Source organism: Pseudoalteromonas sp., from assembly GCF_041613455.1.
Classification (GTDB): Bacteria; Pseudomonadota; Gammaproteobacteria; order Enterobacterales; family Alteromonadaceae; genus Pseudoalteromonas.
In genome coordinates this window covers 1-14,598 of sequence record NZ_JBFJHD010000017.1, presented here as the reverse complement: position 1 = coordinate 14,598, position 14,598 = coordinate 1, and the positions used below count along the sequence as shown (strand labels likewise).

The window sequence follows — 14,598 nt, the reverse complement described above, 5'->3', positions numbered from 1 at the left end:
GTTATAAGCTTGTTGTAAATGAATACACTGTACGCAGTTATCATTTTTATGAGCATATTGTAATACTAAATGGCCTACTCTTCTGAAATTCGCGAAGCCGCTAAGCGGCTTTATTTACGCCACCACACGCCCGACGAAATACGCGCAGAACTGGCGTTACCAAACAACCGTGTAATTTACTATTGGGCCGATAAATACAATTGGCGCGATATGCTGCGCGAAGAAGACGTAGATGAAGCCATTGCGCGGCGCATTTTAATACTTACCGATGTTAGCGACAAAACAGGCAATCAAATAAAAGAGCTCGACATGCTGATAGAAAAGCACGTTAAGCTTAAAAAGCAGCGTGTTGATCAAGCTAAAAAAGCAGCCCAGGCTAACGAACCACCAAGCACTAATAAAGGCGGTAACAAAAACAATAATAGCGAAGGGGGTAAAAGCAAAGGCCGTAAGCGTAAAAACGATGTTAGCCATTTAACCGAAGAGGACTTTGGTACTTGGTTCGATTCGCTGTTTGAATACCAAAAAACGATGCACGACAACTTGCATCAACGTATTCGTAATATTTTAAAAAGCCGCCAAATTGGGGCAACGTATTATTTTGCGGGTGAAGCGTTTAAAGATGCGGTTTTAACGGGCGACCCACAAATATTTTTGTCGGCTAGCCGCTCACAAGCTGAGGTGTTTCGCAGTTATATTATTGCTATTGCGCATGAATTTTTTGAAATAGAGCTAACCGGTAACCCAATTACTTTGCACACTAAACATGGTGATGCTGAGCTGCGGTTTTTAAGCACCAATAGTAAAACGGCGCAAAGTTACCATGGCCATGTGTATGTAGATGAGTATTTTTGGATTGGTAAGTTTAACGAGCTTAATAAACTTGCCAGCGCTATGGCCACGCACAAAAAGTGGCGTAAAACGTATTTTTCGACCCCTTCTACTAAAGCCCACCCTGCGTATACATTTTGGACTGGTGATCACTGGCGACAAGGCCGCGCTGAGCGCGAAGAAATTGAGTTCCCCACGTTTGTAGAATTACGCGATAACGGCAGGCTGTGCCCCGATAAACAATGGCGCTATGTAGTTACTATTGAGGATGCGCTGCGCGGTGGCTGTGAGTTGTTCGACATTGAAGAGCTGCGCGACGAATACAACGCCGATGATTTTAATAACTTGTTTATGTGCATATTTGTGGACGATGCCGACAGTATATTTAAATTCAGCGACCTTGAAAAAGCCATGGTGGATGCCACCCGCTGGCAGGATCACAAACCCAATGCCGCACAACCTTTTGGTAACCGCGAGGTATGGCTGGGGTATGACCCATCGCGCACCCGCGATAACGCTGCATTAGTGGTAGTTGCCCCGCCCGAAAAAGCCGGTGAAAAATTTAGAATACTCGAAAAGCACTATTGGCGCGGTATGAACTTTTCGCACCACGTTAGCGAAATTCAAAAAATATACGCTAAATACCGCGTTACTTATATTGGTGTAGATACAACAGGCATTGGCGCGGGGGTGTTTGACTCTATAAGCACGTTATACCCGCGCGAAGCTACAGCCATACATTACAGCGTAAGCAGCAAAACCCGCTTAGTACTTAAAATGATAGACCTTATTGAGGGCGGCCGTTTGGAGTGGGACGCCCAACATAAAGACATTGCTATGAGCTGCCTTTCAATACGCCGCACCAGTACCGACTCGGGCGGTGCTATAACGTTTAAAGCGAGCCGCGATAACACCATAGGCCATGCAGACGTATTTTTTGCTATTAGCCACGCTGTTATTAACGAACCACTTAACCACGCACATAAGAGAAAATCACGATGGACAATGCAGAATTAAACCAAAACGCTGAGCAACTAACAGACCAGCCGCACGATCAGCAAGGTAAGCAAAATGCGCCCGTTGTGTTTGGCTTGCCCGAACAAGTTATGCCCGACATGTGGCTAACCGATTACGACTCGCTATTTTATAACGATATGGATAATTACTGGGAGCCGCCAGTTGACCGGCATTTATTGGCTAACTTACCCCGCCGTAATGCGCAGCACGGTGGCATAGTACACAGCCGTGCAAATATGGCTGCTGGGCGTTTTATATCTGGCGGTATGAGTGCGCAGCAAGTACAGGCGGGCTTTTTAAATTTGGTGCAATTTGGCGATGTGGCAATTTTAAAAATACGTAATGGCTTTGGGCAAGTTGTAAGGTTGTTTCCGCTGCCTAGTTACCGTACCCGTGTTGCTGGTGATGGCGGCGCGGTGGTACTTGAGCGAAACAGCCAAGTTAAAAAATATAAAAAGCGCGACATTATTTGGGTTCGCCAGTATGACCCAGTGCAGCAAGTGTATGGTTTGGCCGATTACTTGGGCGGTTTGCAGGCTACTTTATTAAATGAAGACGCTACTTTGTTCCGCCGCAAATACTTTTTAAACGGCGCGCACATGGGTTTTATTATGTACGCGACCGACCCGAACTTAGACCCCGACGTTGAAGACGATATAAAAGAAAAAATACAAGACAGTAAAGGCGTGGGTAACTTTCGCTCGTTGTTTGTAAACATACCCAACGGTAAAGAAAAGGGCTTACAAATAATCCCTGTGGGTAATTTTGAAAGTAAAGACGAGTTTATGAACGTTAAAAACGTATCGGCGCAAGATATATTAAACGCCCACCGCTTTCCGCCTGGCTTGGCGGGTATTATTCCGGCTAACAATGCAGGCCTTGGCGACCCGACTAAATACGATGCCATGTATTTTAAAAATGAGACTAAACCGCTTATTAAATTAATGAGTGATGAAGTAGCAAGGGATCCTGAAATTGGCAGTAAGTTACAGCTAAATTTTGATTTAGAGCCCAGCGCGTAAAGCGTAAAACTTGCTATGCTGCGCATCGTGCGCTTTTATTTTTTCGACTAATCCGGCATAGGTATTTAAGGTTTTTAATGCTCGCGTTAAATTTGGCGCGGGTACGTTATTTAACAGTGCTGCATGGGTTTTGCTCATGCCTTTAACCAGGTGATCACTTGCGGCGGCTTTTATGTCGGCACTTTTAATTTTGCACATGGCGAATAACCAATCTAATCGCTCTTGGCTTTGTGACCCTTTAAACAAATATTGCATGCTAAAACCCTTAAATTACTTATCACTTAAGTGATAATTAATTTATTTTAGGTATATTGCTACTATTTGTAAATGCTTATTTGTTATGCATAAAAGCACTGTATATAATGACAGTGTACTTTATTAACGATTGGTGAATATTATGGCGCGTGTTACTTGTCCAAATTGCGAAGCTAAAGCTACGATTACATCGCGTGAAACGCAAAGCGCTCACGTAGTAAATTTATATTGCTCGTGTACTAATACAAAACAATGCGGGGCGACGTTTCGTATTACCCAATCGTTTGATCACTTCTTAAACCCTCCGGTACAAAGCACGCAACAATTAGCCGCCGCACTTATTAAAAGCCTACCTCGCGAACAACAATTGGAATTAGTTGGGCTATAGTCTTTACTTTATTTCACGCATTAAAAAGCCCGTTTAATACGGGCTTTTTTGTTGGCGCTGTTTACTGTCGGTGCTGGCTATATTGTGTCTGGTTTTGTTGCGGCGCGTTTTGCTGCTGATCATACTGCCCTTGGTATTGTGCTGGCGCATAACCTTGGCTTTGGTTTTGGTGGTTTTGTGGCTGGTTATTGTGCGCTTGGCTTTGCTGGCTTTCGCTTTCCCAAAATATATATAGTTTTAACGGGCCTTGTTGATTTATTGGCATAGTGTCGAGTTCTATTTCAATACTGTCGCTGCCGCCTTGGTTGTTGCTGGGCCATTTAGTGGCACGGCCTAATGTGGCGTAGCGGTTTTTGGTGGTGTTTCCTTGCTGGTATTTTTCAGCAATACAGGCTACGCGGCCTTTATCGAGTGGTTTATTTTGTTGGTGCATAGTGCGTTTCCTTTTTGGTTAATAAAATAAAATGTTTGCAGCGAGTTTGGTTAACTCATAAACCGCTGCTGACAAGGTAAAGCCGATTTGTAAGTAAAAACCTCTTAATACCCACATCAATGCTGTTTTTTGTTTCATTTTTCTGCTCGCTTTGCTTTGGTTTAACAACTGAGTGATACACCCAGTTGCGGCGTTTAACGTTTGGTTTCATTGATCACCATAATTCGCTTAATTCTTTTTCTAACTGCATTTGCATTAAGCGTTCTTCTAGCAGCTCGCGTTTTGATTTGCTGCGCTGCTGGTGTTGCGGGCGCGGCTCTTGGTTTTCGTGGTGCGGCATTTTAGCCGGTGCGCTTACTGCTTTTGGTGAAACAATTCGCGCTTTTTTAGTGCTTGGCTTTGCTGTTGTTTTTATTTGCCCGGTGCGAAATTTATATTCTTTTCGCTCGCAACCGCAGCCCTGGACATGACCTAAATTATCTTTGCGTACTACGCGAGTAGTGCCGCATACGCATTTACACATAAAATGCTGCACCCCTCGGTTGCGGCGGTCTTCGTTTAATACTGTCCAATTATTGAAAACGTCACCCGCTTTTACCTTACCTGTGGCCATGCGCTTGCCCTCCAACCAATAAGCTTGGACGCTTAAATAGCAATGCGGTGTTTTGTAACTGGTCAATAGTGACTCTGCGGCCATCAATAGCGACGACTTTAATTTTGCTCACTAGGTCGTTTTCTTCAATAATTTCGTAGCGTGAGTTCTTTTTAATATTTTCAATACTGCGGTTGCCATCTTTTAGCGACTCGCCAAAGGCATGGCCTAGCATTCCTGCGGTATAAAATAACCCGGTTGAAAGCATTTTTTCTGCTGCTGAGTGAGTATTCATAATGTCACCTGCTGTTTTGGTTGTGGTCTGTTAGTTACTGTAAATACGTTGGCGTTAGGCTCTTGCTGATAACCGGTGCAAATTTCGGTAGCAAAAACGCTGTTATTGGTTTTACCGCACTGGCCGTATTGGGTTTTAGGCGCGGGCTTATCGAATTTAGCAATAAACGGGCTGTGCTGATCATCTGCAAAACCTTTTGGGCAAAATGCCTGGCAACTAATACATGCCCTTGGCATGAGTACCTTTGAAATTTGAATAGTCATATTTTCTCCTACGCCATTAAGTCTAGTGCCCACCAATCGTTACTGCTGATTGCTGATGCTTCACCAGCTAGTACTAATCTAGCTAAATCTAAGTCGCCGATAATGTCGGCCGTGTGTTTATTAAATTTGGTATTTGATGGGGTGTTACGCCCGTCAAGCTCTGCATACATGTGCGCTAGGTCGTAAAGCTCGCGAGCGTATGCAAAATGTTTTTCGGTTGGGGTTGGTTTAATAGCCGATTTTGGCGCTTGCATGTTTAGTTGCTCAAAGCTGTGTAGCTCGCGCTCTTGCATGTAGTAAACACGGTTGCCGCTGATCACGTTGCCGCCTTGGTTTAAAGCTTTTATTTGCGCAGGGCTAAAGTCGCTAAGCTTGTTTTTACATTTAGCGGCGGTTTGTTCGTTAGTTGGGGCGTGTTTTTGCGCTTCGCTGTTGGCTATATAGTCAATAGCGTGTTGGCGATGCTCTTTTTGCTGCGCTGCTTCATCCAGTACCACTAAATGGCCGTCTTTTATTAAGTAAATATGGCCGTTATTTCTAACCCGCTTACCCGCTAACAGATCCTTTTTAACGTTAATGATCTCTTTTGAAGTAAAACCGATCATATTTAGCAATAATGCGTCTGTATGCCCTACTGAGTAAGGCGTACGATTATTCCCACTAGTCCAAGATAGGTCGGCTGCGCCGACGTTGGTGTTATCCTTAGCGTTGAGTTTTTCGGCTGTGCCTTTGAGTTGCCTTGTCCATTCGATAAGGCGCGTTTTTAAGCTGGTGCTTGCAATTACGTTGTGCACGTTTTCAAGACTGCGCTTAAGCACCGCTTTGTAATCTGTATTAGTAAGCACGCCCTTAATACGCCGCACTACTTCGGCGTAGTCGTTACCCTGCGGTGTAATTTCGTACATTGATTTAAAGTTAGCAGCGCGGCCAATACACATGCCGCCTTGGAGTTTTACATAGTCTTTCCAGTTTGCCGCGTCAGCAGCGTGGCGAATGGGCTCTATTACCTCGTCATTCACTGCGGTGCGCATGCGGCGCAACTCGCGGTAAACGGTAACGCTTGGCGAGCCCTGAAACTGAAACTGGCGAATATTCCACGTACTAGCCCAAGCTAAAACGGGGTTAGCTTGCTCTTGCAGGTTTTCGCCTGTTTCGGCATCTTCATGGTCGTTTAATTGGTAGCCATCAATATTTTTACTGATGTATTTAGCAATGTAGCTGGCCGCACTGCCTTTGCTTTTATCCATTTTAATGGCGTCAAAGCGCGGGCTAAATGTGCGATAAAACTTACTAGGCGCTTTGGCTTTTTTGCCTTGGCTTTTTTTAAGGCCCCACTCACGGCGCTTTTGTTTGTAGGTTTTAAACAGCTCGCTTTTTTTAGTGCCTGCGCGATAGCTGACGCACTTTTCAACGGTTTTAACGTGCACGCCATGGGTGTTTATATTCACCCATTCGGTAACCACTTTGGCGCGGGTTTGCACAGGGCCGTAATAGTCGTATAGCTCTGTTTTATCTTCTTGAATAAAGTACCAGCGTAAAATGGCGTTTACTTCTTGCACTTTGTTTTTTGGCATAAATAACATCATGTGCCAGTGTGGGCAGCCGTCGGCATGGGGTTCTACCACGCGCACACCAAAATACTTAAGGCCACGGCGGTTTAGCTTAGAGCGAGCACGCGCCCATGTTTGAGTTAAATAGTTTTGTGCGTCTTTGGGAGTTTCGCCATTCCATTTGCTTGAATTAGCATGAAAACGCGACGGGCACGTAATAGTGTAAAACACACCTACATAGCCCATTTCGTCGGCCAGCTCTTCGGTTTCGCGTATGCGTAGCATTAATTCGTTGCGGCGGTTGGCGGGGTTTGCCATGCCGCTTTTAACTGCTTCAATTAAATCTATTACGTCGCCGTCGCTGCTTTGTAATTCCATCATTTCTAGGAACTGGCGACCACTTGCTTGGGCAAAGTTAAATTCGCGTTGCGCCTGCTTTGACGAATACGGGCTAACACCACGGCGTTTAAATTTGTTGCTTTTTTTATCGTGGTATAAATCTTTGCCTACTTGGCCTGTGGCAATTTCTAGTAACTCTAAAAACTGGCGGCGTAGCGTTTTTAATTGGCGAGCCCACCACTTATCGCACTGCATTTTTAGCAAAGCAATTTCGTAGCACTCGGTGGGTAAGTTTTCATCGCGCATGGCGTAAAATGGTACGTTTGCGCCTACCGCTTTTGCATGAGTTGCTATTGCATCGTAGGTCAACGATATTATTTTTTCGTACGGTAGGTGTTGGTTTTCTTCGCTTACATCAAGCGTTATTTGCACGCACTCCATAGCGAGTGTGCCTGCGTGTTTTTTGGTTTTTTCAATACTGCTTAAAATATGCCATGGCAATGGCATATTTTGAGTAATACTAAACAGCACACCAAAGCGCGGTTTTAGGCGCGCAATGGTACGGCGCAACCATGTGTTGGCGCGGTATTCACTGCCTGCTTTTTTTTGGTTGTAGCGGTCTATGTATTTACGGGCCATACGGCTTTGCAGCGGCACGGGCACATTTTGCAGGCCGCGCGCTAAAAAGTTGCGGTCGTCAACATCGCTTATAGACGAAATTAAACCCTTAGCTATGCCAGATAGTCTAAGGGCGTTTAGGTCAATTGCTTGCGGGTTGACCACGGCGTTACAGCTCTATTTCCATTGGCTCGCCACCAATTTGTACGGCATTTAATGCAATGCTCATTTGGCTGTAAACTTGCTCAAAATTAACGTCGTCGTCGGCAATTAATTTTACGATTGGTAGTAAGTCGGTTAGCGTGTCTTCGCACTGCATTAGCATGCCAACGGTGCTGCGCTTGTTTAAATTGCGAATAGTAAAATTAGCTTGCTCAATGGCGTGTAAAACAATATTGAGTATTAACTGTTTTTTAGATAGATCTTGGTCTTTGATAGCGTTCATTTCAGTAATCCTTTGGGTGTTGTTATTGGTTGTTAAATTACAAATAATTCAGGGGCTAGCTCGTAGCCTTTGCAAAATACAAAGTGAGCGTATTCGGTTGAGTCGGTTTTACTTGGTTTTGCGGGGTCAAAGCCTGGGCGCTTACTGTGAACATAAACGGCCGCAAGCGGTAAGCTTTGCCACATGGGTTTGCGCTTTTGGCTACCCAACCAATTAAGGCGTTGCAGCATAATCACTAAACCGCCCTCTTTAACCATTTCGAGCGCGTGCTCGGTAAACGCTTGCGCTTGGTTAAAGGGTGGGTTTGTGATGATCATGTCGTATTTGCGTGATTCATAACTAGGCACGTTTAAAAAGTTAACGCCTGTTAAATTAGCGCGTGAGTCTTCACGTATATCCCAGCTTTCAACTGTAAAACCCTCTTGCTCTAATACTGTTGGGTAGCTCATTGGGTATTGCTCACAGCCGCCGGCGCTTGGGTCGAGTACTCTTGGGTTTTCATCTGGTGAACAAACCAAAATGTTATTTTCAGCAAACGCTGCTAAAAAGTCTTCTATTAGCCAATGCGGTGTTACGTAGTAATCATCTGCATTGCGCGCCGTTCCGCGATTAGTTGAGCTCATGCTTGCGCCTTTTTAATAGTTAAATGTGAATAGTTAGTGCTGGCTTCAACGCGCGGGGCGTTTTGTAAAAACTTAGCGGGGGCCATGGCGTTAGCATCGGTAAATGCTTTTACTAATTGCTCCATTTGCAAAATAGCCTTGTGAATTTTTAAGCGAGTATCTGCATCAAAATTAGCAAAGCCGCTTTCTAAATGGTGGCGCTTTAGGCCTGCTGCAAAACACACTAATGTGCGCTCTTGCTCGCTTAGCACTTTGGTATACACGTATTCTGGCGTGTGGCGCTCACTGCCTAGTAGGGCTTTTATTTCTGCTAGGCCTTTTGGTATGTGGCGCCCCTCAACAGCTTTAAGTGGTGCGGGTTGTGTGTGGTTTTTAGCTAATGCGTTTGCCATGGTTATGCCCCTTTTGCTGCGTTTAAATAGTTGGCTGCTTGTGTTTTTAACCAGTACACCGCTTTTTGTATTGTTTGGTACTCGTCGCCATTACAAAAAACGGGTAATGCAAAGTCACCAACGCGCGCTTGTAGCGTGTTGCCGCTGGCTGCTGCGGTAATTTTGCAGCTCAATAAATAGCGGCATTGCTCTGCTAATGTTTTAAAACTGCTTAACTTTTCGCGACTAAATGTGTTGTATGCATCCATTGCCCTGCTCCTAGTTATTAACTTGCTTATTGCCGTAAATCTCTTGAAACTTCTCGCTGCCTAAACGCATAAACTCTTCAATATCGGCTTCAAGCCACACAACACGGCCGCTCGATATTTTATGGGTTTTAGGAAACTGCCCTTTATCCATCAGCCGGTATAACGATGAACGGTGCATTCCGCACTTTTGTGCCACATCGGCTGGGCGTAAATAGCGGTCGTTTATTGTCACTACCTCGCCGCGTACATTGCGGCGGTAATGATCGGCTGCGATTAATTGGCTCATGCTGCACTCTCCTTGTCGGTTTTAACGTGGTCGGCTAGTAGCTCATATACCGATACTTGGCCGTTGGTTAGTTCTGAAATACGCGGGATGTATTTCGCTGGGGCTTGGCCGTGGCGGTTAATCCAGTAAAAAACCGCTGTTTGGGTAGTCCCTAAATATTTTGCTAATTTTGTTTGCCCACCAATTAGGCAAACTGCTTTTTCAATTGCAGACATAAAAAACCTCTTAAAATATAACTTTTACTTATCCTATGATCCAATAATGTTATTGTCAACTCAATTTAAAACATTATGTTATCAAAATATAAGTTTTGCTTATTTGACTGAGATAACATAAAGCTGTGATAATCTTCCGAACATAATCACTTAAAGTTATAAAAATAAATAAAGGGAATTTATATGGATATCGCAGATAGAGTTAAAAAACGTCGTAAAGAGCTAGGACTTACTCAATACGAACTCGCTGATTTAGTGGGGATTGCTCAAACAGCAATACAGAGACTAGAAAAAGGTGGAACTAAAAACCCGCGTAATATTGAAGCTTTAGCCCGTGCATTGCAGTGCACTCCCGAGTATTTACGCTTTGGAATTGGTGAAAACGAAAACAGTAATGTTGCACCGGGCCCAACACTTAAAGCGGCGGTGCCGTTAATTAGTTGGGTGCAAGCTGGCGCATGGTCTGAAATAACTGAAATTAAAGCCTACGATGCAGAGCGCTTTATGTGCCCCGTAAATTGCAGCGACCTAACCTTTGCACTAAAAGTACAAGGCGTGAGCATGGAACCTAAATTTTATGACGGTGATTTAATATTTGTAGACCCTGAAGCCGAGTGTATCCACGGTTCGTACGTTGTCGCGCGCCTAGACGATAATAACGAAGCGACCTTTAAGCAGCTAATTATTGAAAGCGGCCAAAAGTTTCTAAAAGCCGCCAACCCCAACTGGCCTGAGCAATTAATACCAATTAATGGTAATTGTACATTGGTGGGTAAGGTTATATTTGCCGGTAAGTCGTTTTAGTTTACTAAACACCAGGCACAAAAAAGCCCGCGTTTGCGGGCTGTTTTTTAACTGGCGATTACAGCTGATATTATTATGAGGATTAAACCAAATATATTTGCTGACTTTTGCGTTAAATTTGAGTGAGACTTTCCTTTTTCTTCTGCCAGTTTTTTATTTTTGGCGTTTAGTTTATTTAGTATTGGCGGTATCAATACGAGTATCGCAAAAAAACATACCATTCCTGCTAGGTATTCGTTTTTCTCAAAATTAGAGCCTACTCCACCTATTGCGGAAATACCTAAAAACCAACCAATAACGATACTGCTTGTGCTTGGTTTTTCAGGTGCATTGTCATTTGTTTGATCTTGTCTTTTGCTGAATAAGCTACTTTTATCTGTATTTTGCACATTAGATTTTTGAATAACCGATTGTGTTAAAGAGCTCTTAACTGGGTTGCTGTGTTTGTTTAACCCGTCAATTTGCTGATTGATTAAATCCTGCACGCTGATTAATTCACCCGTTTCAATAATGGCAATGTCTTTTTCAATTCTGTCTGTTCTGAATGTGCGTGAGGCATTTGCTTTGTAGCAAAAACCATAAAAGTAAGTTAGTCCATTATCGAACATGATCGCATCTAGTCTTAGCTCTCTGTTTGATGGTTCTTTGTTGTGATTTGTGTATTGAAAAGCGATTTTTATGGACGGCTTAAGTGTGTGCTTTGTTTTAGCGTCTATCCATGACTCTTCGTTATTTATTGGTTGGCCTAGATCACTATTATGAATTATGTTTGAAGCAGCTTTATTGGATGCTAGAACCTGTTCGTCTCCTTCTAAAATATGGTTATATTCGCTCAGCTTTTCTTTTGCTAAGGCGCTTATATCACCTTCGTTGAAGTCTGCAGCATAAACCCAAACAGCGGCTTTATACTTTTCTGGATATTCAAATTCTTTTAAGCCTTTTTCAATTTCATTTATATAAACTTGTTGTATGTTTTTTATTTTCTCAAGCATTAGTGGTAATGCTTTAATTAGTTTTGGCTTTTTTAATGTGCCGTTGCTTTGTTCTTCAAGCAGTATTAATTCGTGGATTAACTCCGCTTTATTTTTAGATACTTTTAAGCCTGCTTGTTTTGCTATCACTTTAATATCTGGCAACTTCATTGAAGATAAATAGCTTTCCCAGTCCTTATAATCTAACTCTTGCATTTCTTCGACTACTTTTACGTCTAATAAGTGCTTTGCAAAATCGTCACTTACACTATGCGGTTCTTCGTCTAGCTCTAGGTCTTCAATATCATTAATGAATATACTGAGCTCATGCCAATAGAGTTTAATCCAGAGGTCTTCGCCCAGTACTTTATTTTTGTTTGCCATCACCATATCTTTAAAGCTGTCTACTTCTGGCTCATAGTCGTAATGACTGCTGAATTCTTCTTCATGTAGCGCTTTAAATTGGCTTACGTTCTTTGGGTTTTCGTCTTGGAGAGCATATTTAAGGCCTGTTATGTCAGTATCATCTTTTATTTTTACGCTGTTTGTTTTGGTGGTAGGTAATTTTTTAGCAGTGAATTTACCGTTTTCGTTTTGATAATAGCTGTAATCCATAACAGTTCCTTTTAGGTTAATGTTATAGATTAAGTTTTTGTTCAGGTTTGAACAACCTGTGTATTTATACAGCCATTAAAAAAGCCCGCTAGTTAGCGGGCTTTTATATTCTTTCTTTACTACTATGCAGCTTTATTAGACTTTTCAGCTAATTTTGCATCAACAGAAGAAAGTAACTTCTCAATTGTGTTTGCACACTCAAAAGCTTCATTTAATAGCTTTTTCATTTCGAGATCATTTAGTTTCATAAGCTTCTCCATTGTAGTGAAATAACAACTTTCCATTAAAGTTGTATATAGTTTAATTAAATAAAATCCATTTTCTGAAGACATTGAGCGGCTTGGGCTAAGTCTTCGTTTTTATTCTCGGAGATTGCTAGGGCCATCTTTTCCATATATAAAGCGGCTTGTTTTGCGTTAAGAACAACTCTTTCATTGTTCCAATCCCCGTGTTCTGCAAATACTGAGATAATTTCTGCTAGTCTTTTTGCACGTTTGGCAACCTCTTCATAAGTTGGCTCATTGTGCTCAGCTAATTCTTGAATTGAAAACAATTCGAACTGCTCTAAAAAATGCTTGGCTACCTTAAAAACCAATTGATACAATTTCTGTATTTCATCATCCATTTAACTGCTTTCCAATGCTGTAATGTTTGTTTTTATTTTGAGCGCGCAATTATACATGCAGCGCTATTGGTAAGCAATCGTACAATGTAATTATTGGTCACTTTTTGTTGTTTATCTAGTCTTATTCGGATAATACAGTCTCATAAGCTTTCGTTACTAGCAATAGTTTTGTAAAAATATATTATAAAATAACTTTACATAAAGTAATTATAGTCACAAGTTATGAACAGGATATTAATCCTTACTTGCCTACATTATCAAGCAAAAACTGTTCCCACACTTCTATACTTTGGCGTTTCTCTTTCATGTAGTCATATCTATCATAATGCACACTTGATACATCAAACTTGTTGTGTTGTTGGAGGATGTCGCGGTTTATTTTATCGACACCCGCTTTACCCATTAGGGTTTTACAGGTTCGACGTAGGTCTCGGGGGTTAAATGGCAGCACATCATTCTTTTCACACCATCGCAATATTGCCATTCTTATAGTTGATACGTGAGCGGTGGCTGTGGGGTTGTCGCGATGTGGGAACATTTGCCCAGCGCTACCCTGTTGCTGCATGAGTTCTTGTATTATTGGTATTGCGGTTTCGCATAGTGGCACTATGTGATCGCCCCGCTGTTTTACTTTTATTCTACTTGCGGGAATGGTGAATGTTTTGTTTTTTATGTCAAAGTCACTTACGTACGAGCCATAAACCTCATTTACTCGTTGGCCACCAAGCAATAATGCCAGTTTTATGTATTGCTGGGTGTAATAAGGCAGGTCGTCGGCATTCCATACTTTTTTTATTTCTTCTTCGCTTAACCAGCGGTCGCCGGTGTTTTTTGGCGTTTCAAAATTTATGTCTCTTATGAAGTTGGTTTTAATGTCGTAAAGGCTGGGCTTTTTATATTGCTCTGGCGAGTTATCAAAGTCGATAGCGAATTTTAATATGCTCATTAATACGCTGCGAACCAGTCGCGCTTGCTCTTTTGCCCCACGGTTATAAACACGGTAAATAATGTCGCGGGCCATATCTATTGTGAACTCGTCGGGCATTAAGTCGGGCGCTATAAACGGGGTGAGGTTTCGCTTTATTAGTTTTTCGGTGCGGTCGATGGTTGACTCTGCCCAGCGAGTGCTTATGTATACGTTAAAATCATCAAGCATTTGATGCATTGTTTTTTTAGCTGCTGATTCAAACTTGGCTTTTTCGTTTTGTAAGCGGTGCTCTTGCGGGTCGATATTATCACTTAATAAAACTGCTATTTTGGCATGCTTACTGCGCGCTTTTTTCAGATCAACAATTGGGTAGTTGCCAAGGCCTATTACTTTGCGCTTACCGTTTATGTGATACTGAACCCGAAACGTTTTAGCACCCGATTCACTAACCCTTACTTGTAAACGCCCTTCCCCATAATTACCTGACTCGGTTAATACGTAGCGTTTTTCTTTTGCTTTAAGTGCTTTTATTGATTTGTCTGTAAAGTTCATCTTTGCTCATTTGAAACTGTGACCAACACACGGGTCACAGTTTTGGTATCAGTTTAGTTCAAGATAACAATAACAGAACGAGACAGAATAAACACCTTTAACCTTTACATTCCTTATGCTTAAAGGGCTTTGCTACAGGTTAATACAGCATAAATGCTAAAAAACGGACATGCCAAGTAATTCACACATTAATAAAATAACCTTAAAAAACCGTACATTAAAATAAATAGCGTTATATTTTTGTATTCAGCGTACACTCAATGCGCGCTGCCAATAACACTCATATTTACT

General features: G+C 42.3%; 20 protein-coding genes. 4 read left to right on the top strand and 16 right to left on the bottom strand.

The genetic code is table 11. The features are described from left to right. Positions 1-69: 69 nt before the first annotated feature. Together ABYB02_RS03425 and ABYB02_RS03420 are read left to right on the top strand one after the other, a co-directional pair. Positions 70-1,848, top strand: a complete 1,779-nt coding sequence (locus ABYB02_RS03425; RefSeq protein WP_372761059.1) for a terminase large subunit domain-containing protein — start codon at positions 70-72, stop codon at positions 1,846-1,848. Further along, a complete protein-coding gene (locus ABYB02_RS03420; protein ID WP_372761058.1) occupies positions 1,830-2,870 on the top strand; it encodes a phage portal protein in 1,041 nt (346 codons plus the stop codon). Before ABYB02_RS03425 ends, ABYB02_RS03420 begins: the two co-directional genes overlap by 19 nt. On the opposite strand, the gene ABYB02_RS03415 is transcribed toward ABYB02_RS03420, so the two are convergent. Next, entirely contained in the window at positions 2,853-3,125 is a 273-nt protein-coding gene (locus ABYB02_RS03415; RefSeq protein ID WP_121953687.1) for a hypothetical protein, read from the bottom strand. The genes ABYB02_RS03420 and ABYB02_RS03415 overlap by 18 nt on opposite strands. 142 nt (positions 3,126-3,267) lie before the next feature. Between ABYB02_RS03415 and ABYB02_RS03410 the strand changes: the two genes are divergently transcribed. Beyond that, a complete protein-coding gene (locus ABYB02_RS03410) occupies positions 3,268-3,513 on the top strand; it encodes an ogr/Delta-like zinc finger family protein (RefSeq protein ID WP_372761057.1) in 246 nt (81 codons plus the stop codon). Positions 3,514-3,574: 61 nt separating this feature from the next. On the opposite strand, the gene ABYB02_RS03405 is transcribed toward ABYB02_RS03410, so the two are convergent. The 11 genes from ABYB02_RS03405 to ABYB02_RS03355 all read right to left on the bottom strand — a co-directional run bounded on the left by ABYB02_RS03405 (position 3,575) and on the right by ABYB02_RS03355 (position 9,812). Beyond that, on the bottom strand, positions 3,575-3,946 hold the full coding sequence (locus tag ABYB02_RS03405) for a hypothetical protein (protein ID WP_372761056.1): 372 nt from the start codon (positions 3,944-3,946) through the stop codon (positions 3,575-3,577). Positions 3,947-4,160: 214 nt separating this feature from the next. Next, complete coding sequence (locus tag ABYB02_RS03400; protein ID WP_372761055.1) at positions 4,161-4,559, bottom strand: hypothetical protein; 399 nt, start codon at positions 4,557-4,559, stop codon at positions 4,161-4,163. After that, the gene (locus ABYB02_RS03395; protein ID WP_372761054.1) at positions 4,546-4,833 is read right to left on the bottom strand and encodes a hypothetical protein; all 288 of its coding nucleotides are present in this window, start codon (positions 4,831-4,833) and stop codon (positions 4,546-4,548) included. Before ABYB02_RS03395 ends, ABYB02_RS03400 begins: the two co-directional genes overlap by 14 nt. Then, a complete protein-coding gene (locus ABYB02_RS03390; protein WP_372761053.1) occupies positions 4,830-5,096 on the bottom strand; it encodes a hypothetical protein in 267 nt (88 codons plus the stop codon). The genes ABYB02_RS03395 and ABYB02_RS03390 overlap by 4 nt, the downstream gene beginning before the upstream one ends. Before the next feature lie 8 nt (positions 5,097-5,104). Continuing rightward, positions 5,105-7,768, bottom strand: coding sequence for a replication endonuclease (locus tag ABYB02_RS03385; RefSeq protein WP_372761052.1), 2,664 nt, complete (start codon positions 7,766-7,768; stop codon positions 5,105-5,107). Positions 7,769-7,772: 4 nt separating this feature from the next. Further along, positions 7,773-8,048 (bottom strand): hypothetical protein, encoded by a 276-nt coding sequence (locus tag ABYB02_RS03380; RefSeq protein ID WP_372761051.1) that lies wholly within the window; start codon positions 8,046-8,048, stop codon positions 7,773-7,775. A gap of 32 nt (positions 8,049-8,080) precedes the next feature. Beyond that, positions 8,081-8,671, bottom strand: a complete 591-nt coding sequence (locus tag ABYB02_RS03375; RefSeq protein ID WP_372761050.1) for an SAM-dependent methyltransferase — start codon at positions 8,669-8,671, stop codon at positions 8,081-8,083. Further along, positions 8,668-9,063 (bottom strand): hypothetical protein, encoded by a 396-nt coding sequence (locus tag ABYB02_RS03370; protein ID WP_372761049.1) that lies wholly within the window; start codon positions 9,061-9,063, stop codon positions 8,668-8,670. The genes ABYB02_RS03375 and ABYB02_RS03370 overlap by 4 nt, the downstream gene beginning before the upstream one ends. A gap of 2 nt (positions 9,064-9,065) precedes the next feature. After that, a complete protein-coding gene (locus tag ABYB02_RS03365) occupies positions 9,066-9,311 on the bottom strand; it encodes a hypothetical protein (protein WP_372761048.1) in 246 nt (81 codons plus the stop codon). A 10-nt stretch (positions 9,312-9,321) separates the two neighbouring features. Continuing rightward, positions 9,322-9,597 (bottom strand): AlpA family transcriptional regulator, encoded by a 276-nt coding sequence (locus tag ABYB02_RS03360; RefSeq protein ID WP_288987097.1) that lies wholly within the window; start codon positions 9,595-9,597, stop codon positions 9,322-9,324. After that, on the bottom strand, positions 9,594-9,812 hold the full coding sequence (locus ABYB02_RS03355) for a YdaS family helix-turn-helix protein (RefSeq protein ID WP_372761047.1): 219 nt from the start codon (positions 9,810-9,812) through the stop codon (positions 9,594-9,596). The genes ABYB02_RS03360 and ABYB02_RS03355 overlap by 4 nt, the downstream gene beginning before the upstream one ends. Positions 9,813-9,995: 183 nt before the next feature. Between ABYB02_RS03355 and ABYB02_RS03350 the strand changes: the two genes are divergently transcribed. Beyond that, complete coding sequence (locus ABYB02_RS03350) at positions 9,996-10,616, top strand: LexA family protein (RefSeq protein ID WP_372761046.1); 621 nt, start codon at positions 9,996-9,998, stop codon at positions 10,614-10,616. Positions 10,617-10,663: 47 nt separating this feature from the next. On the opposite strand, the gene ABYB02_RS03345 is transcribed toward ABYB02_RS03350, so the two are convergent. From ABYB02_RS03345 to ABYB02_RS03330, 4 genes are all read right to left on the bottom strand, one after another. Beyond that, positions 10,664-12,202 (bottom strand): WYL domain-containing protein, encoded by a 1,539-nt coding sequence (locus ABYB02_RS03345; protein ID WP_372761045.1) that lies wholly within the window; start codon positions 12,200-12,202, stop codon positions 10,664-10,666. Between the two features lie 122 nt (positions 12,203-12,324). After that, a complete protein-coding gene (locus tag ABYB02_RS03340) occupies positions 12,325-12,450 on the bottom strand; it encodes a hypothetical protein (protein WP_372761044.1) in 126 nt (41 codons plus the stop codon). A gap of 56 nt (positions 12,451-12,506) precedes the next feature. Beyond that, a complete protein-coding gene (locus ABYB02_RS03335; RefSeq protein WP_169019558.1) occupies positions 12,507-12,827 on the bottom strand; it encodes a hypothetical protein in 321 nt (106 codons plus the stop codon). 241 nt (positions 12,828-13,068) lie between these two features. Further along, positions 13,069-14,307, bottom strand: coding sequence for a tyrosine-type recombinase/integrase (locus ABYB02_RS03330; protein WP_372761043.1), 1,239 nt, complete (start codon positions 14,305-14,307; stop codon positions 13,069-13,071). Positions 14,308-14,598 lie beyond the last annotated feature (291 nt).